We start from the raw sequence: 26048 nt of genomic DNA, 5'->3' as shown, positions 1-26048 counted from the left end.
ACTAGCCCGCCGCCTGGAGGAGTGCGGTGATCATCTCATCCACCGCCGAAACCAGTTTCGCCGACGCCTTGTAGGATTGCTCCAAATCGAGGAGCAGCGCCAGTTCCTCGTCGAGGCTGACCGCCGTCACGTTCTGCAGCGCGTCCTGGGTGCGGCCGAGCAGCGCGTTCTTGTCGTCGCTCGCCGTGGTCGCGGCGCTGCGGATCTGCTCCAGCCAGCCGACCGAGCCGGTCGAGAAGGCGAGGATCGTGCCGGTCGTGTCGATCGCCGCATCCGGGTCGTAGGTCTGCGGCGTCTCGAAAGCCGCGGCATAGCCGTTCAGGAGCTCCGAGAAGCTCGCATTGTTGTCGACGTTGAACGTCTCGTTGATGCCGTCCCTGAGCAGCATCGAATTGCCGCCCTGGCTGGTGATCACCGCCGGATTGACCTTGATGACGCCGGCAAGACCCGGCGAATTGACCGTCGGCACGCCGCTCCAGGTGAAGAGGCCGTCCGTCGGCAGGAAGGTGCCGGAGCCGGGCGGCGTCTCGACATTCTCGGAGAACATGGAGACGAGCGTGCGCGACATCTCGTCGAGCTGCTTCTGGAAGGTCGGGGCCGCGTGGTCGCGAAGCTGGAGGAGCGCGGCGAGCGAACCCTGCGCGCTGGTGTTGCCGCCGGCGCCTGCCTGGACTGGCACGCCGTCGATCAGGATCTGGTTGCCGTCGACGGCCGCCGTATAGGTGGTGGTCGCCTCGAAGCTCACGGTGCGCGGCACCGTCTCGAACAGCACCGTGCCGTCGCTGGTATAGAGCGCAAGGTCGTTGTTGGTGCGGGTGACGGTGGTGACGCCGACGATCTCGGATATCTGCGTCAGGAGCTTGTCGCGCTGGTCGAGCGCGTCGTTGTCCTGCGTGCCCGCAGCCGTGCTCTGCTTGACCTTGTCGTTATAGGTCTTGAATTCCTTGAGGAGCCGGTTGAGCTCCGTCACCGCCGTATCGATATCCGCATCCGCCTCGGCGCGCAGCTTCTGGAGCGCGGCGGAGGTGCTGTTCAGCGAATTGGCGACATCGGTCGCGTCGGCCACCACGGTCTCGGCGAGCGAGACCTCGTTCGGCTTGTCGGCGAAGGCCTGGAGATTGTCGCGCAGCTTCGCGAGATAGGTGGACGGGGCGAGTTCGTAACCCTCGCCGCCGAGCATCGTCTTCATCTGCGTGAGACCGGCGAGCAGCGTATCCTGCCCGGCGGTCTTGGAGATGCTGAGGAGGTTCTGCTTGAGCAGCGCCTCGTTCTGGGCACGCTGGGTCTCGACCACCGTCGCGCCCGAGGCGGCCGTGGCGAGAACCGCCGCACGCCGCGCGTAGGCCGGGTTGCTTGCATTGGCAATGTTCTTCGAAACGACGGCCGATTGGAGGCCTACGTTGGAAAAACTGGACTGAGCAGTCTTCATTGCTGCTGAAAGCGACATCGGATCTACCTAATTCTCGAACGCGTGCGGGCCGGACCGGCTTATCTCTTGAGGTTGACGAGGACTTCCATCAGTTCCGAACCGGTCTGGAAGACCTTGGAGTTCGCCGTGTAGTTTCGCTGCGACTCGATCATGGCCGTCAGCTCTTCGCCGATATCGACGTTGGAATCCTCCAGCGCGCCGGAAAGGATGGTGCCGAAGCCGCCATTGCCGGCATAGCCCATGACGATGACGCCCGAATCGCTGCTCTGCGAATAGACGTTGCCGGGAAGCGGCTTGAGATTGTCCGGGCTCTGCACGTTCGCCATGGCGATACGATACTTCGGCGCCATGTCGCCGTTCTCGTACTTGAGATAGACGATGCCGTCGTCGCTGATCTCGTAGCCGGAAACGCCGCTCGGGCCGATGCCGTCGATGTCGCCGCTGGCGGCGAAGGCAGCGGCAAGCTGCGTCGTGCCCTTGGCGTTGCCGCCGATGGAGATCTCGAGGGCGTTGAGTTCCGCGCCGCCAATGGTCATGGCGTCCGTGGTGATGCTTTCCGGCGTCTGGAGCTTGCCGTCCGAGCCGAAGGTCAGCGTCGTCGGCGCGAGGAGTTCCGTTTCGGTGCCGGTTTCCGGATCGGTGTAGCTGACGCGCAGGTCCCACTGCGTCGTCGGCGGCGGGCCCGCCGTCACGCCCACCTTCGTGTAGGTGAAGTCGAGCTTGCGGGTGTTGCCGAGGCTGTCATAGGCGACGAGCGAGGTGGCCTTGGAATAGCCGTCCTCTTCGTTCGCCGGCAGGTTCACGTTGAGATAGCCGCTTTCCGACGCCTTCACGCTGAGATCGCCCGAAGCGAGATTGATCTCGGAGAGGCCGGCAAAGCCGTTGATGACGATGGTCGGATCCTCGGTCGAGGAATATTCGTAGCCCATCAGGGTGAAACCGGCCGAATTGCGCAGCGTGCCGTCGTCCATGACGGTGAAGGCGCCGGCGCGCGTCAGGTATTCCACGCCGTCCGAACCGGTGACGATGAAGAAGCCCTTGCCGTTGATGGCAAGGTCCGTCGCCGAGGTCGTGTAGGTGAACGTGCCCTGCGCGGAAATCGAGTAGCGCACGTCCGTGGTCACGCCGCCCGAATTGTAGGCACCGCCGGTGGTGGGCAGGATCAGGGAAGAGAACTGGGTCGAGGCTTTCTTGTAGCCCGTCGTGTTCGCGTTGGCGATGTTGTCGGCAACCGTGCTCAGGCGATTGGCCTGCGCGTTCATGCCGGAAACACCCGTTCTCATCGTACCGTAGAGGCTCATGTGGTTTCCCCGTTCATCTCGTCACCGCGACCCTATGGGACGGGCCTTGCGTGAAGCTGGCTGCCGGGGTCCGCCTTCCCCGTCAGCCGGCGGTTCGTTTCAGCTCTGCCAGTCGATGCAGTAGCCAAGGAAGCGCTTGGAATCGATCGGATCGAAACCGAGCTTCTTGCGCAGCTTCTTGCGCAGCTTGCTGATATGGCTTTCGACGACGTTCTCCTCGACGTCCTCGTCGAAGATCCCGTAGATCGCGTTGAAGATCTGGGTCTTGGAAAGCCGGCGGCCGCGATTGGCGACCAAATATTCCAGGATGCGGCGCTCGCGGCGCGGCAGGGGGAAGACATCGCCGGAGATTTCCGGGTCGCGGCCGTCCGAGAAGACGCGGATCGGGCCGATGTCGGTATGGTTGGCAAGCGCCTTCAGGCGACGCCGGATGGCCGCCGCACGGGCCAGGATTTCCCGGGGGTGAACCGGCTTGCGCACCACGTCGTCGACGCCGCTGTCGAAGAGGGCGAGCGTGGTTTCAAGGGAAGGCGTATCGCTGACCGCGATGACCGGCGCCTGCGACCGGTCACGGATCGCGCGCGGCAGCTCCATGGAGAGCTGGCCCTGGCCGATCAGGAACGCCTCGACCGCGTCGATGTCCGAATCGGCGGCGGTGTTCACCCACTCGCCGAATTCGCGGGGGTCGAACCCCGTCGAGGGCACGCCCTCGCGCCCGAAAAGAGAAGTATAGCCGTCTTTAACGAGCTCGCGCTCATCAACCACTACGATCATTCGTCCGCCTCCGAATCAGTGTGGTGCCTCGTTCAGGCAGTGGTACGAATCGGGCGAATCACCGGCAACTAGAGGAACTAATTGGCAGATTTTAACAGTTGATTAAGGATTGCGTGCCGATTTGATCTACATCTAGTAGCTCCACCCATGGGCGGCACAAATTTTTCGTGGAAAAGTTAACAAAGGTTAACAGCCCAGCCTTGTCGTTCTAAAACAGGGCGCATTCCTGCCACATTGTGGCACAGGCTGAATTTTCTATCTTTGATTGAATTACTGGCAGAACGCTTTCGCATTCGGTGTCCAGCTTCCATAGCCGGTTGCAACCAGGTTCGCGATCACCCGGCAGACATAACGCTTCTGCGCGGGGTCGTTGTTCGGGCCGGCATGGTAGCGCGCGACGGCCATGGTCCAGGTCTCGTGCCGGGCATGCAGACGCGCCAGGAAGGCGGCTGCATATTCCACGTTCTTGTGCGGGTCAAACATTTCCGCCGCCGAGGCGAAATGCTCGCCGTGGAAGTGGTGGTTGATCTGCATGCAGCCGAGGTCGATCAGCCTGGCGCCGCGGGCGCGCGCCGCCTCGAAGGTGCGCAGCGCCTCTTCCCGGCTCGCGCCGAAATAGGCCTTGCCCTCAATGTTGAGGGCGAAGGGCTGGAGGGATCCCTTCCGCCCGGTCTCCGTGAGACCGACGGAATAGAGGATGCCGGCCGGGATGTCGTACTTGGCGGCGGCGGCGAGGATTTCCCGTTCGCAGGAGCCCGTCGACGCGGCGGCGTCAGAGATAGACGCCGCCAGAGCGCACAGACTGCCCGCCAGCAAGGCCAGAAGCGGCTTCCGCGATGTTGCCCTCATGAGACGTTCCTTCCTGTCCGAACGAGCCTGCGCGCTCGCCGCCGTGCTCACGGCCGCCGCCGCCTTCGCGGGCCTGCGGCTGGCTGGAGAATTGCTGCTGCTGCGCCTGCTGGCCCTGGCTGTCGCCCTGCTGCGTGCCGGCGCCGCGGTCGGCCGGCGCAAGCTGGACGCTGACCTGGTCGACGGCGAAGCCCTGGCCGCGCAGCGCCCGCACGATCGTGTCCTTGTCGTCGAGGAGCTGGCGATAGGCCTCGCCCGTCTCCACCTGCAGCGAGACGACGAGCTCCTCGCCATGGAGGCGCAGCGTCGCCGTCACGAGGCCGAGCTCGATCGGATGCATCTGGATCTTCAGCGTGTTGACGACCTTGCCGGTCGCCGCCGCCTCCGAAGGCGCAAGGCCGCCGGTGGCGCTCAGCGAGGCCGCCCATTCGGGGTCCTGCGTGATCGCGCCCGTCACGGCGGCGGCATTGCCGGTCTGCGCGAGGCCGATATAGCGGCGCGCATCGACCACCGTCACCGTCTCGCCCCGCGCCGCATTGATATCGGCATCCTTGAAGGTCGCGCGATCGCCGGCGCCCGAAAGGCTCATGTCGAGGCCGCGGCCCTTGCCGTCGGCGCGGATCAGGCGGAAGAGCTTGTCCGTATCCGATTGCGGCACCTCGCCGCCCTCGGCGCCGGCAAGCTCGGAGGCTTCCCCAGCCGAACCCGCACGGTCCGACACGAGGTCCGCCTTGCCCGCGACCTTGCCGCCGGCCTGCGCCTTGTTGCCATCCGTGGCGGCGGCCTTCGCCGCGCCATGGCCCGCGGCCGTGTGGGAAGCGGTGTTCGCCGCGTTCAGCAGTTCGAGGAGGTTGCCGACATCCGTCTTCGCGGCTGCCGCCTCCCCGCCGCTTTCGGCGACGGTCACGGCAACCTTCTCCGCGTCGGCATCGACACCCTCGGCCGTCTCGGCATGACCTTTCCTGCCCGTACGACCGGTGCTCTCGGCGTGCGAAGCCTTCCCGTCACCAGTCTTGCCGGCCTTGCCGCCCGCCTTCTCAAGCGCATCGGCGAGCGCGGAGATGTCGCCATGCGCGGCATGCGTCCGCGTGCCGTTCATCGCCTCGCCTTCTTTCCCGCCATGGCCGGAGATCGAGGTGCGGCCGCCCTTGTGGCCGCTCTCGCCGTCCTTGGCATGGAGGCTGGCGATCGTCTTTTCGAAATCGCCGTTCTCGGAGGAACCGGCGGCCTTGCCCTTGGCCGGCGCCTGGCCCTGCGCGATGCCCAAAACTCCGCTAGCAATGGTGCTCAACTGCCTTCTCCCTTCAAGAGCGCATCGATCTCGTCGAGCTTGGATCGGCCGGTCGACACGAAATTGTCGAATGCCGGGTCGATGCCCGCCTTTTCCTGCTGCCCCGTCGTTTCCTTTTCCGGCCTTGCCGCCGCGACCGGCTTTTCCTCGCCGCCCGCCTGCGGGTCCATCGACCGGTCCGCCGCTTCCGCCTCGCTCAGCCCCTCGTAGGAGGCACTGTCGGCCTCGGCGGGCACGCCGTCTTCCTTCGCGACCGTCTTGGCGCCCTCGCCCTCCGGCAGGCGCAGCACCTCTTCGGCGACCGCCCTGGCGGCGGCCTTCAGCGCCTGATCCTTGGCGGAGAGCTTGTCGTCGGGGATCGCCACGATGGATTCCATCGCCGAGGCGACATCGCCCGACGGCACCGAGGCGAGGCCCGAATAGAGGTCCGCCAGCACCTTCGGAACGCTTTCGCCGTCGCCCGTCAGGGCCTGGGCGCGCTCGGCGGCAAGCGAGGCCAGCTTGTTCTTGCCCGAGATCGCCGCCAGCCGCGCCATGCGCAGATAGACCTCGCGCTGGCGGGGCACGTCCATGAAGGACAGGACCTCGAGAATGTCCTCCTGCCTCAGCGCATCGAAATGATCGACGGCGAGCTTCACGAAAAGGTCGGCGAACTGGCTGGCATAGGGCGAACGCAGGAAGCGACGGGCATAGCGGTTGGCATAGGCCAGGCTCTTGTCGGTCCAGCCGGCTTCGCTGGCGATGTAGATGGAGCGGCGTAGCGCCGCCTCCTCGACGATCGTGCCGGGCGCGACGAGGCGCGCCCAGTCGAAATAACTGAGCGCCAGCTTCGGGTCCTTGCGGATGACCGAATTGGCCGAGACGAGCGCCAGATAGGGCCCGACCCGCGAGCGCTTGTATTCGGGGAAGATCTCCGCGAGCGACTTGACGCTCTGGCTGCCCCGGCCGCCGAGATAGCTGCGCAGCGCATCCGTCAGGCGGGAATCGAAATGGCCGGCAATGTCCTTGCGGATCAGCAGCTCCAGCGTGTCGGGATTGCCGCCGCTCATGGCATAGACGAGCGCGGCGTCGACATTGCGCGGATCGTCGAAGATCGCGGAATCGGCCGTGCGGAGCCGCTCGTCGATGGTGCCGAGCAGGAAGCGCTGCATCTCCATGGCGGAATGATCGCCGAGCACCACCGTATCCTGCACATATTGCAGCGAGCGGATCATCTTGTAGGGCGCAAGATCGTCCGGACTGTCGGCGCGCACGGGCGCGGGCGCGGCGAGCGCCGCGCCGAACACCGTTCCCGTCAGAAGAATGCGCCGGAGGAAGCCCATCGTATCAGCCACCCTCGGCCTGGATGAGGATCTCGATGCGGCGGTTGGCGTCCGCCATCGGATCGTCCGGCACCTTGAGGCGGCGGTCTGCGAAGCCGGATACCTGGCTCACGCGCTTTTCCTCCAGCCCGCCGCGCACCAGCATGTAATAGGCGCTCTGCGCGCGGTCCATCGAAAGGCGCCAGTTGTCGTTCTTGCCACCGGCAAAGGGACGGCCGTCAGTATGGCCGCGAACGGCGATCGCACCGGCCCGGCCTTCGAGAATCTTGCCGATCTTTTCCATGGCCAACACCATCTCCTGCCGCGGAACGGCCGAGCCGATATTGAACATGGGCGTATCGAGCTGGTCGGTCAGGCTGACGAGAAGGCCGCCTTCGGAGGGGGTGACGCTGAGGCCTTCGGCAAGCTTGCCGAGCGTGCCGATCTCCCTGGAAATCTGCTGCTTCAGCTCGTCCGCCTTCTTCTGGTCCTCGACCTTTTCGGCCTCGGCCTTGGCCTTGGCCTGCGTCTCCTCAGCGGCAGCCTTCCCGGCCTCGGCCTTCGCGTCCTGCGCCTGCTGTGCCGCCGCATCGGCGTCGGCCTTGGCGAGGGCTTCCTCTACCGTGCGGTCGGTGTCCACCGCGGCCATCTGCTGCTGGCCTGCTTTGATATCCTTGGCTTTGGCATCCTTGGCCTTGCTCTCGCTGCCGGCGCTCGTCGTCTGCGAGATTTCGACCTGCTGCGTCCAGAAATCGGGATCGAACGGGTCGCGGTAGGCTTCGCCGCCGTCGGCGCCGGTGGCGGGGCCGGAATTGGCCGCGCCACCCTCGCCCTTGGCGCTGACATTGGCCTGCTGGCCGACTTCCTGCGCGATCTCGGACAGGACGGAATAGGGATTGCTGAAGAAATCGGCCTCGGAATATTTCGTTTCCTCGCCGGCGGTCGTGTTCTCGTCGCGGCCCTTTTCCGCGCCGTTGCCGCTCGCCTGCTGCTGGCCCTCTTCCTTCGACTTGTCCTGCGTTGCCTCGCCGTCCTTGCTGTTGGCGGGCTTCTTGACGGATTTTTCCGCCGGCTTGTCGTCGGTCAGCTTGATCGGGTTGAAATAGGAGGCGACCGAGGCCTTCGTTTCCTCGTTCGCGGCATTGACGAGCCACATCACGAGGAAGAAGGCCATCATCGCCGTCATGAAGTCGGCATAGGCGATCTTCCAGGCGGCCGCATGGTGGTCGCCGTCGTGATCGCCATGACGCTTGACGATGATGATCTCGTTCTTGCCGTGGTGGTGATTTTCGCCTTCGCTCATGCAAGCACCTTGCGCACGGTGTCAGCCCAGGCCGCCATCCGCGTTACCAGGACGGCGTCGCCGAATTCCACCGTCAGATCGACATCCTGCATCTCGACATGCCGGAAGACCGGCGCCGGCTCCTCGAAATGCGACTTCAACTGCTCGAAGAGGTCCAGCGGCCCCTTCACCGTGATCGTCATGCCCTCGCCTTCCTTGAGTCCCTCGGCGACGAGGCGGGCAAGATCCGAGATCGCGCCCTTCGTCAGCACCTGGCTCATCACGGGCGCCAGCACCTGGGCCGCCTGCGCGGCGACGAGGTCGGCGACCTCGCCCGTCAGCGTGGCGAACCGCTCGGCGAGCGCCGCCGCATAATCCTGCTCGTAGCGCATCGCCAGGGCCTCGATCTCGGCGCGGTGCGCTTCCTTGAGCGCCGCCATGTCCGCCTCGTGCTTCGCCTGTAGCTCAGCCTCCGCTGCGGCGCGACCTTCGGCGAAGGCTTCCGCGCGCTCCGCCTCGACATCGACCTCCGGCAGGGCCGGCGCCATCGTGAAGGCCTGCGCCTCGGCGCTTTCGGCTTCCGGCGCAAAGCGCGCGGAGGGGAATACGGGCGGCTTCATGCGCGGGGGCGCGCCGAAATCCTTGAGGTAGCGGGCAAGGTGAACGCTCATCGTGCGCCCTCCGGCCCCGTTGCGTGCCGGATGAATGCAGAGAAGGCCCGGCGGCAAGGCCGCGGGCCGCTTCGACGTTCATTCGCAAAGACGCTTTTACCTGACAACACCGCTGACCTGTCTCCCCGGACGAAGCGCCTTCCGGGAGGTGAAAGGCGCACAATCTTCCTGATCGTGCCGCCGAACCTAGAAGGCCAAACTTGTGCGAGGATGAAGATGAAGGTGTTGGGCCGCGCCAGGGCAAATAGCACGGCCCAACCGCCCGCCTCGGCCGATGACCTGCGGCCGGGCGGATAGAGGTCCCCGAAGCCCTTACTGGCGGAAGAGCTGGAGGATGTTCTCGGCGCTCGAATTGGCGATCGAGAGCGACTGGATGCCGAGTTGCTGCTGGGTCTGCAGCGCCTTGAGGCGGGTCGATTCCTCGTTCATGTCGGCATCCACCAGGCGGCCGATGCCCTTGTCGATCACGTCGCCGAGCGTGGCGACGAAGCTTTCCTGCATGTTGATGCGCTTGGTGATGGCGCCGAGCGTCGAGGCAGCGTTCGTCAGGTCCTTGATGATGTAGTCCGTGACGCTGATCATGTCGTCCAGATCGTCGTAGCTCGTGTTCGTGTCGATCTCTATGGGAGAACCGGCACCGGGCGAGCCCATGTCGATCAGATAGTATTCACGCGCGGTGCCGGCCGGGCTTTCGCTCAACGCGTCGGCATCGATGGATTTGGTCAGATAGCCGCGGCTGGCGTCGCCCTCATCGACGAGAACGGAGTTCTCTGTGTCGAAATCGAGCGTGGCGACCTTCACGTTCCCGCCCGCGGTGCGAACGAAGGAGGCGACGACGGACTTCACGCCGAGGGCGTCGGAACCGGTATTGTAGAGCCAGTTCTCCCCCGAGAAGGACGCCGATTGCGCGGCGGAGACGAGCTGGTTCTTCAGCTCCTTGATTTCTTCGTTGATCTTGCTCTTGTCGACGCCCGGCTCGCGGGCGGCCACGAGCTTGGCCTTGATCTCGCTCATCACCTCGATGACGCTTTCCAGCGAGGTATAGGCCGTATCCACCTTGGCGGCGCCGAGGCCGAGCGCGTCGGCGACCGTCGAGATCGCGCGGTTGTCGGAGCGCATCGTGGTCGCGATCGACCAATAGGCCGCGTTGTCGGCCGCGGTCTCGACCCGCAGGCCGGAGGAAACGCGCGCCTGCGTCGTTTCGAGGCTGTTATCGATGGAACGGAGCGTCTGCAGCGCCGCCATGGCGGCGGAGTTGGTCAAAATGCTGGTCATTGGCACTTGCCCTGAAAAAGAGTTCGTCGGGACATGCCGGAGTGAGGCGGGGACCGGTAACGACCGAGGGCTTCATGCTGCCGGCGCCGCTCGTTTGCCCTGGGCGCCGGTCTGTCGTTCTTAACGACTGGTTAATGGGCAACGGTTAACAAATAGTTAATAGCGTTAAGAAACCGGTAAGACAGATGGAGAAAGCCTGAATTTTTCATGGCCAGAATTTGCAGGCGTGGCCCTCCGCGGATACGACAGCCCTGGACAAGTCTGCCGCGCTACAGGGTAGACTTCGCCGAGATTTGTGTAATGCCCCCGGCCAGACGGCCCCTAGCCGCAGGATATCCATGACCGCCAGCCTTTCCACCGCCCCGGATCCGAACGCCCCCCTTCTCCAGCTCCTGCTGCGCGCACGCACGCAGCAGCTTTCGCTGGCGGAGCTGTTCCAGACGGCGGAGGTTCTTTCCGCAGCAGGACAGACGGCGGCGGCGATCGAGCTCTACAAGACGTGGATCGCCTTCAACGACGCCAACCCGCTGCTGCACCTTGCCTATTTCAACTATGCCGTCTCGCTTTCCAAGGCGGGCGACGTCGCCGCGACGCTCCATGCGCTGCGGGCGGCGATCCGGATCGAGCCGCTTTTCGGGCAGGCGCATATCAACCTGGGCCGGACGCTGGAGGATTGCGGGCTCACCGGCCAGGCCGTGCAGCAGTGGCGCACTTTCGTCGATGCGACGACGGAGGTGAATCCGGACCGGATCAGCAACCGGCTGCTCAGCCTCCAGCATATCGGCCGCGTCCTGGAAGGCGCCGGCCATCTCGAAGAGGCGGAAGCCGCGCTCTGGCAGGCCATGGAACTGCAGCCGGCCCGCACGGAGGCCGCGCAGCACTGGATCTCCCTGCGGATGCATCAGTGCAAATGGCCCGTCGTCGTGCCGTCGCTGCATGTCACGCCGCGCCATTTCATGGATGCCATGTCCGCCATGTCGATCGCCTGCTATGCGGACGATCCCCTGTTCCAGATGGCCAAGGCCCACCGCTATTGCCGCCAGACCATCGGCCGGCCCGACGACCTCAGCGCCTTCGAGCGCAAGGCGGTGCGGCGCAAGACCGACACCGGCGAGCGCCTGCGGGTCGGCTACGTCTCCTCGGACCTGCGCCAGCATGCCGTGGGCTTCGCGCTCAGCGAGGTCCTCGAGCTGCACGACAAGGCGTCCGTCGAAATCTTCGCCTATTATTGCGGCGACCCTGCGCCGATCGATCCGACGCAGGCGCGCATCAAAGAGGCCGTCGATCACTGGCGCGACATCGCCGTGCTCAGCGACATCGAGGCCGCCCGAAAGATCGCCGCGGACGGGATCGACGTGCTCATCGACGTCAACGGCTACACGAAGCATGCCCGCACGAAAATCTTCGCCTACCGCCCTGCCCCGGTCATCGTGAATTTCTGCGGCTATCCCGGCACGATGGCGAGCCCCTACCATCAGTACATGATCGCCGACGACGTGATCGTGCCACCGGAAAACGAACTTTATTATACGGAGAAGGTGCTGCGCATCGCCTGCAACCAGCCGGTGGACCGCAAGCGGGTCGTCAGCGAGCGCCCGGCCCGTGCAGACGCGGGCCTGCCCGACGACGCCTTCGTCTTCGCCAGCTTCAACGGCATGCAGAAGATCACCGCACCGTGCTTTGCCCGCTGGATGGCCATCCTGACCGCGACGCCGGGCAGCGTGCTCTGGCTGCTTTCCGGCGACGAGAGCGCCAATGAGCGCCTGCGCCGGCTGGCCGAGGAGGCGGGCGTCGCGAAAGAACGTCTCATCTTCGCGGGCAAGGCACAGAACCCCGATCATCTTGCGCGGATCGGCCTTGCCGATCTTTTCCTCGACACCTTCCCCTACGGCGCCCATTCGACGGCGGCGGACGCCATCACGCAGGGGCTTCCCGTCCTGACGATCGCCGGCAAGAGCTTCGCGTCGCGCTTCTGCGCCAGCATCGTGACGGCGGCCGGCATTCCCGAGCTCGTCTGCGGCGATCCGGACGACTATGTGCGCATGGCCGTCGCCCTTGCGGAAAGCCCGGATCGCCTTGCCGCCGTGCGCGAATCGCTCGCGCAGCAGCGCGAGACCTGCGCCTTGCGCGACATGCCGGGCCTTGCCCGCCGACTGGAAGAACTCTTCTGGCAGATGCAGGGCGAGGCGGAGCGCGGCGAGACGCCCGTACCGGATCTTCGCAATCTCGATGTCTATTACGAGATCGGCGCGACGCTCGCAACGCGCGGCATCGAATTCGAGGACGACACGGCCTATCGCGCGCGCTACCGGGAAGAGCTCATCGTCCTCGACGACTTCGCGCCGCTTGCCCCGGACGCCCGCCTCTGGCCTGCCGCCCCATGAAGGAGGGGGAGCGCATCCTCATCGTCGGCGCCGGGCTTTCCGGCGCGGTGATCGGGCGCGCACTCGCGCAGGAGGGCTGGCGCGTCGAGATCGTCGATTCGCGCGCCCATGTCGCCGGCAACTGCCACACGGAGCGGGACGCGGCGACGGGCGTGATGGTGCATGTCTACGGCCCGCATATCTTCCATACGGATGATGCGGAGGTCTGGGCCTATGTGAACGGCTTTGCGACCTTCCTGCCCTACAAGAACCGCGTGAAGACGACGAGCGGCGGGCAGGTCTATTCGCTTCCCGTCAACCTGCACACGATCAACCAGTTCTTCGGCAAGTGCTTCCGGCCGGACGAAGCCCGCGCCTTCATCGGCGCTCTGGCGGACCGCACCATCGCCGATCCGCGGACCTTCGAGGAGCAGGCCCTCCGCTTCGTCGGCCGCGACCTCTACGAGGCCTTCTTCAAGGGCTATACGCAGAAGCAGTGGGGCTGCGCTCCGGCCGATCTGCCCGCCTCGATCCTGAAGCGCCTGCCGGTTCGCTTCAACTACGAGGACAACTATTTCTTCCACAGGTACCAGGGCATGCCGGAGCACGGCTATACCGCGATGGTCGAACGCATCCTCGACCATCCGAACATCACGGTGAGGCTCGAAACGGACTTCCGCCGGAACGCGCGAGACGGCTTCGCGCATGTCTTCCATTCCGGCCCGCTCGACGGCTATTTCGACAATGACCTCGGGCGGCTCGGCTACCGGACGCTCGATTTCGAGCGCTTCACCCATGACGGCGACTACCAGGGCTGCGCGGTGATGAACTACGGCGATCTTTCCGTGCCCTATACGCGGATCACCGAGCACAAGCATTTCTCGCCCTGGGAGGAGCATGAAGGCTCGGTCTGCTACCGTGAATTCTCGCGGACCTGCGAACCCGGCGACATTCCCTACTATCCGGTGCGCCTCGTGAAGGAGAAGGCGCAGCTTGCCGACTATGTGCGGCTGGCGGAACGGGAGGAAGGCGTCACCTTCGTCGGCCGGCTCGGCACCTATCGCTATCTCGACATGGACGTGACGATCCGCGAGGCGCTGGATACGGCGCGGCTTTTCATGGAGCGGCGGGCGGCGGGGGCAGCGATGCCGGCCTTTCTCAAATCGCCGCTCTGACATGCGAAAAGGCCCCGGTAAACCGGGGCCTTTCCATATCTGCCTTGCGGCTTGCGATTAACGGAAGAGCTGGAGAATGCCTTCTGCCGAGGAGTTGGCGATCGAGAGCGACTGGATGCCGAGCTGCTGCTGGGTCTGCAGTGCCTTGAGGCGGGTCGATTCCTCGTTCATGTCGGCGTCGACAAGGCGGCCTACGCCCGAGTCGATGGCGTCGGTCAGCTTGTTGGCGAAATCGACCTGCAGGTCGATGCGCATGGAGATCGAACCGAGCTGCGAAGCGGCCTTCGTCATCAGCTGGATCGCGGCTTCCGTCAGGTTCAGGGCCTCGGCCATGTCGCTGTCGGAGAAGTTGGTGATGTCGAGGGTCACGACGCTGTCGGTGATGGTGTAGGTGTTGCCCGTTGCGTCGATGTCATCGCCTGCGGTGCCGAGAATACCGCCGGCGCTCTGCGTGTGATCGTCCGTATCGACCGTGCCGAACAGAACGTTCTGGCCGTCGGTGGCGAGTTCGTCCAGGGTGTAGGTCGTGGTGTTGACCTTGACCGTGCCGCTGGCGTCGCGGATGAAGCCCGAAACGATGGTCTTGTCGGCGACGTTGTCGGCGCTCGTGTCCGTGCTGTCATAGACGAGCCAGTTCTGGCCGTTGAAGGACGCGCCGGAGGCGATCGAGACGAGCTGCTGCTGCAGCTGGGTGATTTCTTCCTGGACCTTGGCCTTGTCGACGCCCTGTTCGGTGGCGGCGGTGACCTTGGCCTTGATTTCCTTGACGACGTCGATGGCCGCGTTCATGCCGGCATAGGCCGTGTCGATCTTCGCAGCGCCGAGGCCGAGGGCGTCCTGCACGGCGGAAAGGGCGAGGTTGTCGGAGCGCATGGTCGTGGCAATGGCCCAGTAGGCTGCATTGTCCTTGGCTTCGCCGACGCGCATGCCGGAAGAAACGCGGGCCTGCGTGGTTTCCATGTCGTTGCCGATAGAGCGCAGCGTCTGGAGAGCGGACATTGCCGCAACGTTGGTCAGAATGCTCGTCATAGTATAGGTGCCCCTTGAATGGCTGACTGAGAAAGGGACATTCCGGGTTCGCCGGGCGACGGTGGTCAGCATCATGCCTGCTAACCGGTTAAGTTTCTTGGTTAACCCACCGTTTCGATGGCCTAAGAAAACCGCAATAAAGTTAAGGAAATCTTTCCCGGGAAATAAAAATGCAAAAAGCCGCCCCCGTTGCCGGGAGCGGCCTTTGTCGAGGCAGGCGCGGGTCAGCCTCCGCGCCCTCCTCCATCCGTCGATTAACGGAACAGCGAGAGGATGTTCTGCGAGTTGGAATTCGCGATCGACAGCGACTGGATGGCGAGCTGCTGCTGGGTCTGCAGCGCCTTCAGGCGGGTCGATTCCTCGTTCATGTCGGCGTCGACGAGGCGGCCTACGCCCTTGTCGATGGCGTCGGAAAGCTTCTGGGCGAAGTCTTCCTGCAGGCTGATGCGCTTGGAGAGCGAGCCGAGGGTCGAGCCGACCTTTTCCATGTCCGTCAGGGCCGTTTCGACATTATCGAGGAAGCCGGCGACGTCGGAGTCCGAAGCCGAGGACAGATCGATCGCAAGAACGTCCTTGAGGATACCGTCGGTCGTGCCCACTTCGCCCGTGGAAGAGTCATAGGCGCCGAAGAGGGAGTTGGATTCGGCATCGTAGGAGGCGGTCGTGACCTTGACGGTGCCACCGGTGTCGCGAACGAAGCCGGTGACAACCGTGGCGTCGCTGGCGCCGCCGGCGAGCCAGTTTTCACCGTTGAAGCTTGCGCTGGCGCCGATGCTCTTGAGCTGATCCTGGAGCTGCGTGATTTCTTCCTGGACCTTCGTCTTGTCGACGCCCTGTTCGGTGGCGGTGACGAGCTTGGCCTTGATTTCCTTGACTACGTCGATGGCAGCTTCGACGCCGCCGTAGGCAACGTCAACCTTCGCCGCGCCGAGGCCCATTGCGTCCTGTACGGCGGAAAGGGCGGCGTTGTCCGAACGCATGGTGGTCGCGATGGACCAGTAGGCGGCGTTGTCCTTGGCTGCACCGACGCGCATGCCCGAGGAGATACGGTCCTGCGTCGTTTCCATGCTGCTGTTGATGGAGCGCAGGGTCTGCAGGGCGGACAGTGCAGACGTGTTGGTGAGAATGCTCGACATTCTAGTTGTCCCTTTGAACGAAATACTGATGGGGACATACCGGACTGATTACTTACCGGTTACGGCGGTTCGGCATCATGCCAACTCGGTTTCTTCAGCGTGTGAAGGGATACCAAACCCGTCGTGTTGAGCCAAAACTCGCAGCCAATCCTTGCCAACTTCTTAAATCGGAAGGTCGCATCCGAGAGGTCGGAGAACAGGGTGAACGGGGGGTAAAACGCTATGGTTAAAGAGATATTCAGCGCGCGCCGCTTCGGGAAAAACGCGCACGCGCGTCTTCCCGGCCGACGTTCAGTTGAACGAGCGCACGAGGCTGCCGACGAGGAGATTCCAGCCGTCGATGAGCACGAAGAACAGGATCTTGAAGGGCAGCGAGATCGAGGTCGGCGGCAGCATCATCATGCCCATGGCCATGGTGATGGTGGCGACGATCAGGTCGATGACGAGGAAGGGCAGAACGACGAGAAAGCCAATCTCGAAGCCGCGGCGGATTTCCGAGATCATGAAGGCCGGGATGACGACGCGCAGGTCCGCGACATTGTTCTCGACGACCTTCTGCCCGCGTTCCTCGGCGAGCGAAATGAAGAGCTCGATATCCTTGTCGCGGGTATTGGCGACCATGAAGTCGCGGAAGGGCTCGGCGATCCGCTTGGTGGCCTCGGCCTCGTCGATCTGGTTGGCCATCAGCGGCTGGACGCCGTTCTGCCAGGCCCGGTCGAAGGTCGGCGCCATGACGTAGAAGGTCATGAAGAGCGCCAGCGACACCAGGATCATGTTCGACGGCGTGGTGGAAAGCCCCATGCCGGAGCGAAGAATGGAGAAGGCGATGACGAAGCGCGGAAAGCTCGTCACCATGATCAGGATGCCGGGCGCGACGGAAAGGACCGTCAGCAGCCCGAAGGTGCGGATGATCCAGCCGGCGACCGAGCCATCGACGGGTGCGTTGAGAAGGCCGCCCGGCAGTTGCAGCTGCTGCTGGGCGTAGGCCATACCGGTCATCGCCATCATGGCGACGAAGGTCAGAAGGGCTCGAATCATTCGATCACAAAGGTCCGGAACATGACGTTGGTTACGCGCCCTTCCGACCTGAGGTCAACCCGCTCCTCAAGGTCTTCCCTGAGATATTGAAAGCCGCGCGGGCCCTGCACCTGCTGGAGCGAGACCGTGCGCATATAGGCCATGATGTCCTGGTGGATTTCCTCCGCCAGCTTGACGTCCGGCGCGCCCTTGAACATCAGCGCGACCTCGAGGCGAACGCGGTTGTCGGACGGATAGGCGAGATTGCTGGTGATCGGATCGAGCAGCACGATACCGTTGGCCTCGGTGGAGATATGGGCGAGTTCCTGCCCCTTCTCTCCCGCGGCGCCATGCTCGCCGCCGGCGGGTGCCGCGGCCTTCGCCTCCTCGACCGGCTTTTCGGCCGGAGGCGGGGCGAGCATGTTGCCGACGAACCAGCCGCCGCCGGCGGCAAGCAGCGTCAGGACGGCGATGGCCGCGATGGTGATGACGAGCGACGGCTTCTTCTTCCCGCCCTCTTCTTCGTCCGCCATTGTCTTCTTCCCGTGTTGCGAGGATGCCGAGATCGTCAGATCGGCGAGAACAGGTCGATGGCCTGCTGACCCCATGGCGGCTGCTGCACTTCGGTCAGGCGGCCGCGGCCGCCGTAGGAGATGCGGGCTTCCGCGATGCGCTCGTAGGCGATCATGTTGTTGGCATCGACATCCTGCGGCCGCACGATGCCAGCGACGTTGAGGATGCGCAGCTCATGATTGACGCGCACTTCCTGCGAGCCGCTGATGAGCAGGTTGCCGTTCTCGATGACGCCGGTGACGACCGCCGCAACGAGCAGGTTCAGCTTCTCCGAACGCTCCGTCGAGCCGTCGCCCTTGGTGCTGGTCGAGGACCCGAAGGCCAGGTCGCCCTTGGCATCGACGCTGCTGTCGGCGGTCGAGCCGCTGAGGCCGAAATTGATGCCGCTCTTGTTGGTGCGCGAGCGGTCGGTCTTGTTGTCGAACGTCGCCTTGTCGTTGACGCGGATATTGACCGTCAGGATGTCGCCGACCTTGAAGGCGCGGGAATCCTTGAAGAGCGCCGACTGCTGGTCGCTCCAGATCGAATAGCCGGAAACCGCCGTGCGCGGCTGCTTCGGATAGGCCGCCATCTGCGGCGTCTCGGCATAGTTGAGGCCGCTGCCGATGGGGCTCATCGCCGGGGCCTTGCCGATCTCGTTGATCGCCTGGCTGGAGCAGCCCGACAGGGCCAGCGCCACGGAGAGTGCGAAGGCGGTCTTCTTCATGACGGGTCCTTTGACGTATTCGGATCGCTTGCCGCAGTGAGGATGCGGGTCAGCGCCGCGGCCTTGTCGGCCGGCATTTCTCCGAGGATCGTGCTCGACTGGCGCGGCGCCAGCTTCATGACGATGGCGGAGGCGATTTCCGGATCGAGCTCGGCGAGCTGGGCGGCGGCCGCGTCCGGCTTCATCTTCTTGTAGATCTCGACGAGGCCGCCTTCGGCGGTCTTCAGGAAATCGTTGCGGCGTTTCAGCCAGTCCTCGTATTCGGCGCGGCGGGCTTCCAGCGTCTTGATGCGCTCGTCGACGTCCTTCTGCAGGTTTTCCAGTTCCTGCTTCTGGAGGAGATAGCGTTGGTCGCGCGCCGCGTCCGCGATATTGGTGCAGAACTCGCGGATCTCGTCGGCGCTTGCATTGGTCGTGGTGATGCCGGGACGGTCCTCGGCGAAGGCACCGGGAATGGCCATCATGACGAAGCCTGCGACGGGGAGCGCGAGCCTGCGGGCGATCGTGGAAAGGGTCATGCCTGTTCTCATTGCAGCACCAGTTCAGCCTGGAGGGCACCGGCCGTCTTGATGCTCTGCAGGATGGAGATGATGCCATCCGGCTTCACGCCGATGCTGTTGAGACCCGAGACCAGCGAACGCAGGCTGGAGCCGTCGAGCATGGCGACGTTGCCGCCTTCCTGCTGGACGAGGATGTCCGTGCTCGGCTGGACCGCCGTCACGCCCTTGGAGAAGGGTTCGGGCTGGATCACCTGCGGCATCTCGTTGACCTGTACGGTCAGCGAGCCGTAGCTGACGGCGACGGGCGAGATGCGCACGTCCTGGCCGATGACGATCGTGCCCGTGCGCTCGTTGATCACGACGCGCGCCGGCGCATCCGTCTCGATGACGAGGTTCTCGATATCGGCCATCAGACGGGCGAGGTCCGCCATCTTCGGCTTGGAGACGTAGACGGACTGGGAATCGCGCGATTCGGCGATCGGCGAGCCGTACTGGGCGGCCGCATAGCGGTTGATCGCGTCGGCCATGCCGACGGCGGTGGAGAAGTCCGGATTGCGCAGCTGGAGGACGAGGTCGGACGCATCCTTGAAGCGCGAGGGCAGCTCGCGCTCGATGATGGCGCCGTTCGGCACGCGGCCGGCGGTCGTCACGCCCTGCTGGACGCTCGCGGCATCGCCGCTGGCATTGATGCCGGTGACGACGATCGAGCCCTGCGCGACCGCGTAGATCTGGCCGTCCGCGCCGGAAAGCGAGGTCATGACCAGCGTGCCGCCGCGCAGCGAGGTGGCGTCGCCGAGCGAGCCGACGGTCACGTCGATGCGGCTGCCGGGGCTGGCGAAGGGCGGAAGGTTGGCGGTGACGAGCACGGCCGCGATGTTCTTGGCGCGCGTCTGCGTGCCGACCATCGAGATGCCGAGATTCTGCAGCATGGCGCGGACCGACTGCTCGGTGAAGGGCGAGGAGCGCATGCTGTCGCCCGTGCCCTGGAGGCCGACGACGAGGCCGTAGCCGATGAGCTGGTTCTCGCGGCCGGCCTGCAGCGAGGCGACGTCCTTGATGCGGGCGGCCGGCAGGGCCGGACCCGTCGCCAGCAGGAAGCAGGCGAGAAAGACGACCGCGCGGGAAAGGAAGGACTGCATCATTTCGCCACCACATGTACGGTTCCGTCCGCCATGACGGTGCCGGAAACGATGACCCCGGAATCCTTGTTGCGGACCCGGATGAGTTCGCCGACGGCCGCATCCTGCAGCGGCGTGCCGGCAGCGCGCAGCACCATCGAACGGCTTTCGAAGACGAGCTGGACGGTGGTGCCGCGGGAAACCGCGAAAGGCTCGCGCAGCGCCGAGGTGAGGATGACCCGACCGGGCAGCAGCGTGCGCCTCGTCACCATTCCGTTGACGGCCGCGATGGTTTCCGCAAAGCCGTTGACGATGTTCGGATTGGTGACCTCGACCTCTTCGAGCTGGCCTGCATCCAGTTCCTCGCCGGGGTAGATGATGCGCTTGGGCACGACGGCCGTGCGCGTATCGGCAAGGGCCGCATCGGCGACGAGAAGGCCGAGCAGCACCGCCGGCGCGGCAAGGGCCGCGCGCCGGAGGGCCGAAAGGGTCTTTCCCGTACGAAGAGCTGCTATCAGGCGAAACATCATGTTCCCCGCATGTCCGGTTGCTATCTCAGGTTCTTGCTGACCACCGCCGCCATTTCGTCCGCTGCCTGGATGATCTTGGAGTTCATTTCGTAGGCGCGCTGGGCGGAGATCAGGTCGGTGATTTCCTTGACCGGATCGACGTTGGACGCTTCGAGGTAGTTCTGCTGGATATAGGCGAAGCCCGCTTCGTCCGGCGCGCCGACCGTGGCCGGGCCGGAGGCGGCGGTTTCACGGAAGAGGTTCTCGCCGAGCGGCTCGAGGCCGGCTTCGTTGACGAAGTTCGCCAGCGTGATCTGGCCGAGATCCTGCTGCTGGCCGGCGACGGTCGCGAAGACCTGGCCGGACTTGGTGACGTTCACTTCCGTCGCGTCCTGCGGCACCGTGATGCCGGGGACGACCGTGTAGCCGTCGAGCGTGACGAGCTGACCGTCGGCATTGGTGTTGAAGGCGCCGGCGCGGGTATAGAGCGTGGAGCCGTCCGGCGCCTCGATCTGGAACCAGCCGCGGCCGATCAGCGCGAGGTCGAAGGAGTTGCCGGTGGACACGAGCCCGCCCTGGAGGTGCAGGTTGCGCACGGCGGCGGTCTTCACGCCGAGGCCGATGATCGCGCCTTCCGGCACGACCGCCTGGTTGGCGCGGTTCGGCACGCCGGCGGCGCGCTCGGTCTGGTAGAGCAGGTCGGAGAACTCGGCGCGGGCGCGCTTGAAGCCCGTCGTGTTGATGTTCGCGATGTTGTTCGCGATCACTTCGAGATTGGTCTGCTGCGCGTTCATGCCGGTCGCGGCGATGGCAAGGGCTTTCATGTCCGGTCCTCAGATCTGCATTCTTGCGACTTCGAGATAGGCGGTGACGACCTTGTCGCGGATGGCGATGGCGGTCTGCAGCGTCTGCTCGGCGTTCATTACGGCGTCGACCACTTCGCGGGTCGAGGCCTTGCCCTGGATGGCTTCGAAGGACTTGGTCTCGCCGAGCTTCAGCGTGTTCGCCATCTCGCCGGCCATGTCGCCCATCACCTGGGCGAAGGACATCTGGGTGCCCGTTCCCTGCGCGGCGGCAGCGGAAACGCTGCTGGAGCTCCCCATCTCGACGCCGGTCGCGGCGTTGCCGGACAGGAGGGAATTGATGCTCTTTACGCTTTCGATCATTGCGAGGCCCTCAGGAGGTCGATCGTCGCGCTGATCAGGTCGCGCGACTGCTTGATGCTCTGGAGGTTCGCCTCGTAAGAGCGGTTGGCTTCACGCATGTCGGCCATCTCGACGATGACGTTGACATTCGGCATCTTGACGTAGCCCTTCTCGTCGGCCGCCGGGTTGCCCGGATCGTATTCGCTGGAGAAGTCGGTCTCGTCGAAGCCGAGACGCGAGACTTCGACGAGCGAGGCGTTGGTCGCGCGGTCGAGCTCGGCGGCGAAGGTCACGGTCTTGCGGCGGAAGGGATCGGCGCCGGGCGTATCGCCCGTCGAACGGGCGTTGGCGAGGTTCTCCGAAACGATGCGGATACGGGTGGACTGCGCCTCGAGTCCCGAGGCTGCGACTTTCAGGGAAGCTACGAGCGGATCCATTTCTTACCTTTTTACTGTCATCAGCATCATGCGATGAAAGGCCTTGACGAGGCCGGCATTCAACTCGAACTCACGCTTGACCTGGCCCTCTTTCATGAGTTCCTCGGCAAGGCCGACGGTGTTGCCGGACTCCTGCACGCCGATCTCCTCGGTGGGCTTCGTCTCGATGACACGGCTGGCCATTTCGGTTTCGGTGAAGTGGCCGGGCTGCGTCGCCGCCATGCGGATGCCCGTCGTCTCGAGCACCGACTGGAAGGGGGTCACGTCCTTCGCCTTGAACCCGGGGGTGTTGGCGTTGGCGATGTTGCCTGCAACCACGCTCTGGCGGACGGCGAGCCATTCGGCCTGTTTCGTTGCCAGTTCAAACAGTTGTATCGGTTGCATGACAAGCTCCATCCTTGTTCGAGGCGAACCTACGGAGCCAATCTTGCGTCAGACTTGCTGTGCGGCGGTTTCCCGCCAACCGCCTGATTTCGTGGGAGAATAAATATCGCGAAGGAGGGAACCCTCCCTCTGCCCGCCGGCATCTCCCTGCGAGGGAGAGAAAGTCAGAGGCTTGCCCACCGTTCGAAATCGAATGCGTAAGGGTGCGGCAACGCCAGGCCCCTCCCCCCTTGTGGGGAGGGATTGGGAAGAAGGCTTCCCCCGCGCTCAGTTGCGCTTGATGACTTCGCCGTTCGAGGTCACGATGACCCAGGCGCCTTCGCGCTGTTCCAGCGTGGCAAGGCGGCTGTTGTCCGGCAGGATCGAGCCGACGCGCACGATATACATGCCACGGGCGTCCTCGATGAGCGCCCGGCCGTTCGCCACATGCATCAGGCGGAAGCCGGAGCTGACCGGCAGCGGCTGGTTAAGACCGGTTTCCACCGGGACGCCGAGCTTCTTCTCCGCGCCGAGGCTGGAGGTGGTGGCTGTCGCGACCGGGTCGAGGCTTACGGGCGCCGGATCCTTGTCTTCATCGACCATGGCGGCGGGCGAAACGCTCACCACCTGCTTGCCCGCCATTTCCGGCAGGTTGCGCGTCGTGCCCTTCCAGAGGGTCGGGACCGAGAACTTTTCCGGGTTGAGGAAAACGTACCACGGGAAGAAAGCCGCGCCCGCCGCCAGCATCACGCCGGTGCCCATGAGCAGCTTGTCCCCGAAGCTGTAGCCCCGCGCCCGCCCCGGCCGCCGCAGCGGCTGGATGGTTTCGTCCGCGTCGAAATCGGTCACTGTCATCCCCTTCGCATGGCCGGCGCACCGCCCTGCCCGGCCGCATTCTTCAGCGCGATCGCGAGATCGGCGAAGGCGTCGCCGGCGGGCCTTTCGCCCGGCGTCTGTTTCAGAACCTCGTAGATGATCGGCACCTGCTTGATCGCCATGTCGAGATCGGGATCGCCGCCGGGGCGATAACCGCCGATGAGGCGGAGGTCCCGCGTTTCCTCGAAGCGGTGGATGAGCGCCTTCAGCCGCGAGACCAGCTTTTCCTGATCCGGCGTCCAGGCCTTGCGGGCAAGACGCGAGATGGAGGCGAGCGGGTTGATCGGCGGATAGCGCCCCTCCTCGGCAAGGCTGCGCTCCAGCACGATATGGCCGTCGAGGATGCCGCGCGTCGAGTCGGCGATCGGGTCGTTGTGGTTGTCGCCATCGACGAGGATCGAGATGATCGCCGTGATCGTGCCGGTGCCTTCCGCGCCGGGGCCGGCGCGCTCCAGAAGACGCGGCAGCTCGGTGAAGACGGAGGCAGGATAGCCGCGCGCGATGGGCGGCTCGCCGGAGGCGGTCGCCACCTCGCGGATGGCATGGGCAAAGCGCGTCACGCTGTCGATGATCAGCAGCACGTTGTCGCCCTGGTCGCGATAGTGCTCGGCAATGGTGACCGCCGTCAGCGGCGCCATCTTGCGCAGCATCGGGCTCTCGTCGCTGGTCGCGACGACCGCGACGGACTTGGCGAGATTGTCGCCGAGCGTATCCTCGATGAATTCGCGCACTTCGCGGCCGCGCTCGCCGACCAGCGCGATCACCACCTTGTCGAAGGCGTCGGCCCTTGCCAGCATCGACAGCAGCGTCGACTTGCCGACACCGGAGCCGGCGAAGATGCCGAGGCGCTGGCCAAGGCAGAGCGGGGCGAAGATGTCGATGGCGCGCACGCCCGTATGGAAGCCCTTCTCGACACGCTTGCGCGTCATCGAGGGCGGCGCGGAATTGGAGATCGAGCGGCGCACGTCGCCCTGCACCAGCGGTCCGAGCCCGTCGATGGGCTCGCCCAGCGCGTTGATCGTGCGGCCGCACCAGGAAGAGGCCGGCGCGACGCGGAAGGCGCCCTTTCGGATGACCGTGTCGTGGATGCCGATCGGCTCGCCCGGCTCGATGGGGCAGACGACGACCGTTTCCGGTTCGACGCGCACCACCTCGCCGAGATGGACGCCCGTGGCGCTCTTGTGCGCCACGAACTCGCCGAGGCGCACATGGCGCGACAGGCCGCCGACCGTGTAGTTGCCGGCCGCGATGGTCTGCACATGGCCGCCATGGGCGACCGAGAATTCCGGCGTGGAATAGCGCCGCACGAGCCCCGCCAGCGCATTCATCATGCGCCCGCCCTCGGGCGTGCCTGCCGCTTTTCCGCCCTGTCCTTCCCCAGCGCCCGTCATCGCTTACTTGCTTCCGCCGAGGGTGCGAACCGCTTCGCTCATCGAATCCTCACTGCTGCGCGTCAGCGCGGCGATGTTCTCGAAGGCGCGCGTGACCTGAATGAGCTGCGTCATCTCGGCGATGGCGTTGACGTTCGATTCCTCGACATAGCCCTGCGCCACGCCCGCATCGACGCGGTCGGTCACCGGCTGCGGCGGGATGGTGGTGATGATGCCGCTGTTACCGGCGCGCACGAAGCCGCCGGAAAGGTCCGCCTCGAAGATGCCGAGCGCGGCGACCGGCCGGCCGTTCTGGTTGAGCTGGCCGTCAGCGCTGAGCGTGATGGAGCCGGCATTCGCATCGATCTGGATCGGGCCGCCGCCCGGATCGAGCACCGGATAGCCGTTCAGCGTGACGAGGTCGCCGGCATCCGTCAGGGTGAAGCGGCCATCGCGGGTGAGCGTCGGGCCGGAGGGCGTCTCGACCTGGAACCAGGCTTCGCCGCGGATCGCGAAATCGAGCGGGCCGCTGGTCTGCGTCAGGCCGCCGTTGCGGGTCGACAGGAATTCATCGCCCTGCGAGACGAAGGCGACGTCGGCGTTCTTCTGGTCGCTGACGACCTGGTTGAACTTGACCTCCGTCGCGCGAAAACCGACCGTGGTCGAGTTCGCGACGTTGTCGGCAAGGGTGGCCATGCGGCGGTCGAGCGCGATCTGGGACGAAAGCGATACATAGAGCCCGGTCTGCATCTCAGCGACCTCCGAGTTTCAGGTTGTTGATGGAAAGGAGAAGATCAGTCGAAATGCCGGTGACGCTCGACGACCTGAAGACCGTCAGCGGATCGTAGCTGCCCGAGGGATTTTCCAGCTCCCACATCGAGGTGAAGCGCTCGAGGAACTTGCCGACCTTGGACGGATCCTTGAAATCGGCGAGATCGAGCGCGTTTTCGTAATAGGCCGCCTGCCGGTCGACATCGGTGGCGGCGAATTCGGCCGGAAGCTGCAGGGCGGTGCGCACCACCTGCGCCAGCGCGTCGTCGGCGATGATCGAATAGCCGGAGGTGATGGAGGAGGCCATGCGCTCGAAATAGAGCGCCAGGCGCACGCCCGTATTGTCCTCGCCGGCGCTGACCTCCAGCGTCTCGCGGGCATATTTCTCGGCGACGCCCTTCTGGGCGCGGTCGAAGGTGGTGGCGAGCTCGCCATGGCGCGCGAAGTTCAGCGATTCCGCCAGTTCCTTGTAGCGGCTGTCGGAGAGCTTGTTGGCGAAGGCGTCCTTGTCGTCGACACCCTCGGTCAGCACCTTGCGCATGAAGGCCTTGGCATAGGCCATGTCCTCCAGGCCATGCGCCTTCATCACGTAGTTATAGAGCCTGTCGTCGGCGAAGAAGGCGTCGATCGACTTTATGCCACCGATCCTGGAGAGGTAATATTCCGTCTCGCGCTTGACGTCCGGCTGCTCCGAAACGCGCTTCAGCGACGTCGGGAGGTCGGCGGAAATCAGCTTGTAGCTCGCATAGGTGGTGGTCACGATAGGCTGCCGATCAGGTTCGAAAAG

27 protein-coding genes are annotated in these 26048 nt (G+C 64.8%); 2 read left to right on the top strand and 25 right to left on the bottom strand.

What is annotated here, in order from left to right; genetic code table 11:
* Nucleotide 1: 1 nt before the first annotated feature.
* The 9 genes from flgK to ShzoTeo12_RS01400 all read right to left on the bottom strand — a co-directional run bounded on the left by flgK (nt 2) and on the right by ShzoTeo12_RS01400 (nt 10173).
* Nucleotides 2-1447 carry a flagellar hook-associated protein FlgK gene (gene flgK / locus ShzoTeo12_RS01440; protein ID WP_119257697.1) on the bottom strand — a complete coding sequence of 482 codons (1446 nt, stop codon included), beginning with the start codon at nt 1445-1447 and terminating at the stop codon, nt 2-4.
* A gap of 41 nt (nt 1448-1488) precedes the next feature.
* Nucleotides 1489-2730 carry a flagellar hook protein FlgE gene (locus ShzoTeo12_RS01435; RefSeq protein WP_119257696.1) on the bottom strand — a complete coding sequence of 414 codons (1242 nt, stop codon included), beginning with the start codon at nt 2728-2730 and terminating at the stop codon, nt 1489-1491.
* 99 nt (nt 2731-2829) lie between these two features.
* Entirely contained in the window at nt 2830-3504 is a 675-nt protein-coding gene (gene rem / locus ShzoTeo12_RS01430; RefSeq protein WP_119257695.1) for a transcriptional activator Rem, read from the bottom strand.
* 270 nt (nt 3505-3774) lie between these two features.
* Nucleotides 3775-4353: a transglycosylase SLT domain-containing protein gene (locus tag ShzoTeo12_RS01425; RefSeq protein ID WP_119257694.1), complete on the bottom strand. Its 579-nt coding sequence runs from the start codon at nt 4351-4353 to the stop codon at nt 3775-3777.
* Nucleotides 4277-5644 carry a flagellar hook-length control protein FliK gene (locus ShzoTeo12_RS01420; RefSeq protein WP_318910955.1) on the bottom strand — a complete coding sequence of 456 codons (1368 nt, stop codon included), beginning with the start codon at nt 5642-5644 and terminating at the stop codon, nt 4277-4279. The genes ShzoTeo12_RS01425 and ShzoTeo12_RS01420 overlap by 77 nt, the downstream gene beginning before the upstream one ends.
* Nucleotides 5641-6966, bottom strand: coding sequence for a chemotaxis protein MotC (motC, locus tag ShzoTeo12_RS01415; protein ID WP_318912345.1), 1326 nt, complete (start codon nt 6964-6966; stop codon nt 5641-5643). Before motC ends, ShzoTeo12_RS01420 begins: the two co-directional genes overlap by 4 nt.
* A 4-nt stretch (nt 6967-6970) precedes the next feature.
* On the bottom strand, nt 6971-8248 hold the full coding sequence (locus ShzoTeo12_RS01410; protein WP_318910954.1) for a MotB family protein: 1278 nt from the start codon (nt 8246-8248) through the stop codon (nt 6971-6973).
* A complete protein-coding gene (locus ShzoTeo12_RS01405) occupies nt 8245-8898 on the bottom strand; it encodes a hypothetical protein (RefSeq protein WP_318910952.1) in 654 nt (217 codons plus the stop codon). Before ShzoTeo12_RS01405 ends, ShzoTeo12_RS01410 begins: the two co-directional genes overlap by 4 nt.
* A gap of 312 nt (nt 8899-9210) precedes the next feature.
* A complete protein-coding gene (locus ShzoTeo12_RS01400) occupies nt 9211-10173 on the bottom strand; it encodes a flagellin (RefSeq protein ID WP_119257689.1) in 963 nt (320 codons plus the stop codon).
* 338 nt (nt 10174-10511) lie between these two features.
* Between ShzoTeo12_RS01400 and ShzoTeo12_RS01395 the strand changes: the two genes are divergently transcribed.
* Entirely contained in the window at nt 10512-12557 is a 2046-nt protein-coding gene (locus ShzoTeo12_RS01395; protein WP_318910950.1) for a glycosyl transferase, read from the top strand.
* Nucleotides 12554-13711 carry a UDP-galactopyranose mutase gene (locus ShzoTeo12_RS01390; protein ID WP_318910948.1) on the top strand — a complete coding sequence of 386 codons (1158 nt, stop codon included), beginning with the start codon at nt 12554-12556 and terminating at the stop codon, nt 13709-13711. Before ShzoTeo12_RS01395 ends, ShzoTeo12_RS01390 begins: the two co-directional genes overlap by 4 nt.
* A gap of 57 nt (nt 13712-13768) precedes the next feature.
* Here ShzoTeo12_RS01390 and ShzoTeo12_RS01385 read toward each other — a convergent pair whose 3' ends face one another.
* The 16 genes from ShzoTeo12_RS01385 to ShzoTeo12_RS01310 all read right to left on the bottom strand — a co-directional run bounded on the left by ShzoTeo12_RS01385 (nt 13769) and on the right by ShzoTeo12_RS01310 (nt 26021).
* Nucleotides 13769-14740 (bottom strand): flagellin, encoded by a 972-nt coding sequence (locus tag ShzoTeo12_RS01385; RefSeq protein WP_119257686.1) that lies wholly within the window; start codon nt 14738-14740, stop codon nt 13769-13771.
* Between the two features lie 254 nt (nt 14741-14994).
* Nucleotides 14995-15876 carry a flagellin gene (locus ShzoTeo12_RS01380; RefSeq protein WP_119257685.1) on the bottom strand — a complete coding sequence of 294 codons (882 nt, stop codon included), beginning with the start codon at nt 15874-15876 and terminating at the stop codon, nt 14995-14997.
* A gap of 291 nt (nt 15877-16167) precedes the next feature.
* A complete protein-coding gene (gene fliP / locus ShzoTeo12_RS01375) occupies nt 16168-16914 on the bottom strand; it encodes a flagellar type III secretion system pore protein FliP (RefSeq protein ID WP_119257684.1) in 747 nt (248 codons plus the stop codon).
* Nucleotides 16911-17426 carry a flagellar basal body-associated protein FliL gene (gene fliL, locus ShzoTeo12_RS01370; RefSeq protein ID WP_119257683.1) on the bottom strand — a complete coding sequence of 172 codons (516 nt, stop codon included), beginning with the start codon at nt 17424-17426 and terminating at the stop codon, nt 16911-16913. The genes fliP and fliL overlap by 4 nt, the downstream gene beginning before the upstream one ends.
* Before the next feature lie 35 nt (nt 17427-17461).
* Nucleotides 17462-18172 carry a flagellar basal body L-ring protein FlgH gene (gene flgH / locus ShzoTeo12_RS01365; RefSeq protein ID WP_119257682.1) on the bottom strand — a complete coding sequence of 237 codons (711 nt, stop codon included), beginning with the start codon at nt 18170-18172 and terminating at the stop codon, nt 17462-17464.
* Nucleotides 18169-18702, bottom strand: coding sequence for a MotE family protein (locus tag ShzoTeo12_RS01360; protein ID WP_318910944.1), 534 nt, complete (start codon nt 18700-18702; stop codon nt 18169-18171). The genes flgH and ShzoTeo12_RS01360 overlap by 4 nt, the downstream gene beginning before the upstream one ends.
* The gene (locus tag ShzoTeo12_RS01355; protein WP_162911447.1) at nt 18699-19811 is read right to left on the bottom strand and encodes a flagellar basal body P-ring protein FlgI; all 1113 of its coding nucleotides are present in this window, start codon (nt 19809-19811) and stop codon (nt 18699-18701) included. Before ShzoTeo12_RS01355 ends, ShzoTeo12_RS01360 begins: the two co-directional genes overlap by 4 nt.
* A complete protein-coding gene (gene flgA / locus ShzoTeo12_RS01350; protein WP_119257679.1) occupies nt 19811-20320 on the bottom strand; it encodes a flagellar basal body P-ring formation chaperone FlgA in 510 nt (169 codons plus the stop codon). Before flgA ends, ShzoTeo12_RS01355 begins: the two co-directional genes overlap by 1 nt.
* A gap of 20 nt (nt 20321-20340) precedes the next feature.
* Entirely contained in the window at nt 20341-21123 is a 783-nt protein-coding gene (flgG, locus tag ShzoTeo12_RS01345; RefSeq protein ID WP_119257678.1) for a flagellar basal-body rod protein FlgG, read from the bottom strand.
* Between the two features lie 9 nt (nt 21124-21132).
* Nucleotides 21133-21465 carry a flagellar hook-basal body complex protein FliE gene (locus ShzoTeo12_RS01340; RefSeq protein ID WP_318910943.1) on the bottom strand — a complete coding sequence of 111 codons (333 nt, stop codon included), beginning with the start codon at nt 21463-21465 and terminating at the stop codon, nt 21133-21135.
* Nucleotides 21462-21881, bottom strand: a complete 420-nt coding sequence (flgC, locus tag ShzoTeo12_RS01335; protein WP_119257676.1) for a flagellar basal body rod protein FlgC — start codon at nt 21879-21881, stop codon at nt 21462-21464. The genes ShzoTeo12_RS01340 and flgC overlap by 4 nt, the downstream gene beginning before the upstream one ends.
* Before the next feature lie 3 nt (nt 21882-21884).
* The gene (gene flgB / locus ShzoTeo12_RS01330; RefSeq protein WP_119257777.1) at nt 21885-22265 is read right to left on the bottom strand and encodes a flagellar basal body rod protein FlgB; all 381 of its coding nucleotides are present in this window, start codon (nt 22263-22265) and stop codon (nt 21885-21887) included.
* Nucleotides 22266-22532: 267 nt separating this feature from the next.
* The gene (locus tag ShzoTeo12_RS01325; protein ID WP_119257675.1) at nt 22533-23099 is read right to left on the bottom strand and encodes a flagellar protein; all 567 of its coding nucleotides are present in this window, start codon (nt 23097-23099) and stop codon (nt 22533-22535) included.
* Entirely contained in the window at nt 23096-24451 is a 1356-nt protein-coding gene (fliI, locus tag ShzoTeo12_RS01320) for a flagellar protein export ATPase FliI (protein ID WP_119257674.1), read from the bottom strand. The genes ShzoTeo12_RS01325 and fliI overlap by 4 nt, the downstream gene beginning before the upstream one ends.
* A 63-nt stretch (nt 24452-24514) precedes the next feature.
* Entirely contained in the window at nt 24515-25240 is a 726-nt protein-coding gene (gene flgF, locus ShzoTeo12_RS01315; protein WP_119257673.1) for a flagellar basal-body rod protein FlgF, read from the bottom strand.
* 1 nt (nt 25241) lies between these two features.
* Nucleotides 25242-26021 (bottom strand): DUF1217 domain-containing protein, encoded by a 780-nt coding sequence (locus ShzoTeo12_RS01310; protein WP_119257672.1) that lies wholly within the window; start codon nt 26019-26021, stop codon nt 25242-25244.
* Nucleotides 26022-26048: the final 27 nt, after the last annotated feature.

Source organism: Shinella zoogloeoides (assembly GCF_033705735.1).
GTDB lineage: Bacteria > Pseudomonadota > Alphaproteobacteria > Rhizobiales > Rhizobiaceae > Shinella > Shinella zoogloeoides_A.
This window is presented reverse-complemented; position numbering and strand designations above follow the sequence as displayed.

Coding starts and splice junctions, on each gene's coding strand:
- ShzoTeo12_RS01385 (WP_119257686.1), bottom strand. CDS start 14,740: ATGACGAGCATTCTGACCAACGTTGCGGCAATGTCCGCTCTCCAGACG.
- flgG (WP_119257678.1), bottom strand. CDS start 21,123: ATGAAAGCCCTTGCCATCGCCGCGACCGGCATGAACGCGCAGCAGACC.
- ShzoTeo12_RS01390 (WP_318910948.1), top strand. CDS start 12,554: ATGAAGGAGGGGGAGCGCATCCTCATCGTCGGCGCCGGGCTTTCCGGC.
- fliI (WP_119257674.1), bottom strand. CDS start 24,451: ATGATGAATGCGCTGGCGGGGCTCGTGCGGCGCTATTCCACGCCGGAA.
- flgC (WP_119257676.1), bottom strand. CDS start 21,881: ATGGATCCGCTCGTAGCTTCCCTGAAAGTCGCAGCCTCGGGACTCGAG.
- ShzoTeo12_RS01360 (WP_318910944.1), bottom strand. CDS start 18,702: ATGAGAACAGGCATGACCCTTTCCACGATCGCCCGCAGGCTCGCGCTC.
- ShzoTeo12_RS01395 (WP_318910950.1), top strand. CDS start 10,512: ATGACCGCCAGCCTTTCCACCGCCCCGGATCCGAACGCCCCCCTTCTC.
- ShzoTeo12_RS01435 (WP_119257696.1), bottom strand. CDS start 2,730: ATGAGCCTCTACGGTACGATGAGAACGGGTGTTTCCGGCATGAACGCG.
- ShzoTeo12_RS01380 (WP_119257685.1), bottom strand. CDS start 15,876: ATGTCGAGCATTCTCACCAACACGTCTGCACTGTCCGCCCTGCAGACC.
- flgF (WP_119257673.1), bottom strand. CDS start 25,240: ATGCAGACCGGGCTCTATGTATCGCTTTCGTCCCAGATCGCGCTCGAC.
- fliL (WP_119257683.1), bottom strand. CDS start 17,426: ATGGCGGACGAAGAAGAGGGCGGGAAGAAGAAGCCGTCGCTCGTCATC.
- ShzoTeo12_RS01425 (WP_119257694.1), bottom strand. CDS start 4,353: ATGAGGGCAACATCGCGGAAGCCGCTTCTGGCCTTGCTGGCGGGCAGT.
- flgK (WP_119257697.1), bottom strand. CDS start 1,447: ATGTCGCTTTCAGCAGCAATGAAGACTGCTCAGTCCAGTTTTTCCAAC.
- flgA (WP_119257679.1), bottom strand. CDS start 20,320: ATGATGTTTCGCCTGATAGCAGCTCTTCGTACGGGAAAGACCCTTTCG.
- ShzoTeo12_RS01410 (WP_318910954.1), bottom strand. CDS start 8,248: ATGAGCGAAGGCGAAAATCACCACCACGGCAAGAACGAGATCATCATC.
- flgH (WP_119257682.1), bottom strand. CDS start 18,172: ATGAAGAAGACCGCCTTCGCACTCTCCGTGGCGCTGGCCCTGTCGGGC.
- fliP (WP_119257684.1), bottom strand. CDS start 16,914: ATGATTCGAGCCCTTCTGACCTTCGTCGCCATGATGGCGATGACCGGT.
- ShzoTeo12_RS01340 (WP_318910943.1), bottom strand. CDS start 21,465: ATGATCGAAAGCGTAAAGAGCATCAATTCCCTCCTGTCCGGCAACGCC.
- ShzoTeo12_RS01325 (WP_119257675.1), bottom strand. CDS start 23,099: ATGACAGTGACCGATTTCGACGCGGACGAAACCATCCAGCCGCTGCGG.
- motC (WP_318912345.1), bottom strand. CDS start 6,966: ATGGGCTTCCTCCGGCGCATTCTTCTGACGGGAACGGTGTTCGGCGCG.
- rem (WP_119257695.1), bottom strand. CDS start 3,504: ATGATCGTAGTGGTTGATGAGCGCGAGCTCGTTAAAGACGGCTATACT.
- ShzoTeo12_RS01400 (WP_119257689.1), bottom strand. CDS start 10,173: ATGACCAGCATTTTGACCAACTCCGCCGCCATGGCGGCGCTGCAGACG.
- ShzoTeo12_RS01405 (WP_318910952.1), bottom strand. CDS start 8,898: ATGAGCGTTCACCTTGCCCGCTACCTCAAGGATTTCGGCGCGCCCCCG.
- flgB (WP_119257777.1), bottom strand. CDS start 22,265: ATGCAACCGATACAACTGTTTGAACTGGCAACGAAACAGGCCGAATGG.
- ShzoTeo12_RS01355 (WP_162911447.1), bottom strand. CDS start 19,811: ATGCAGTCCTTCCTTTCCCGCGCGGTCGTCTTTCTCGCCTGCTTCCTG.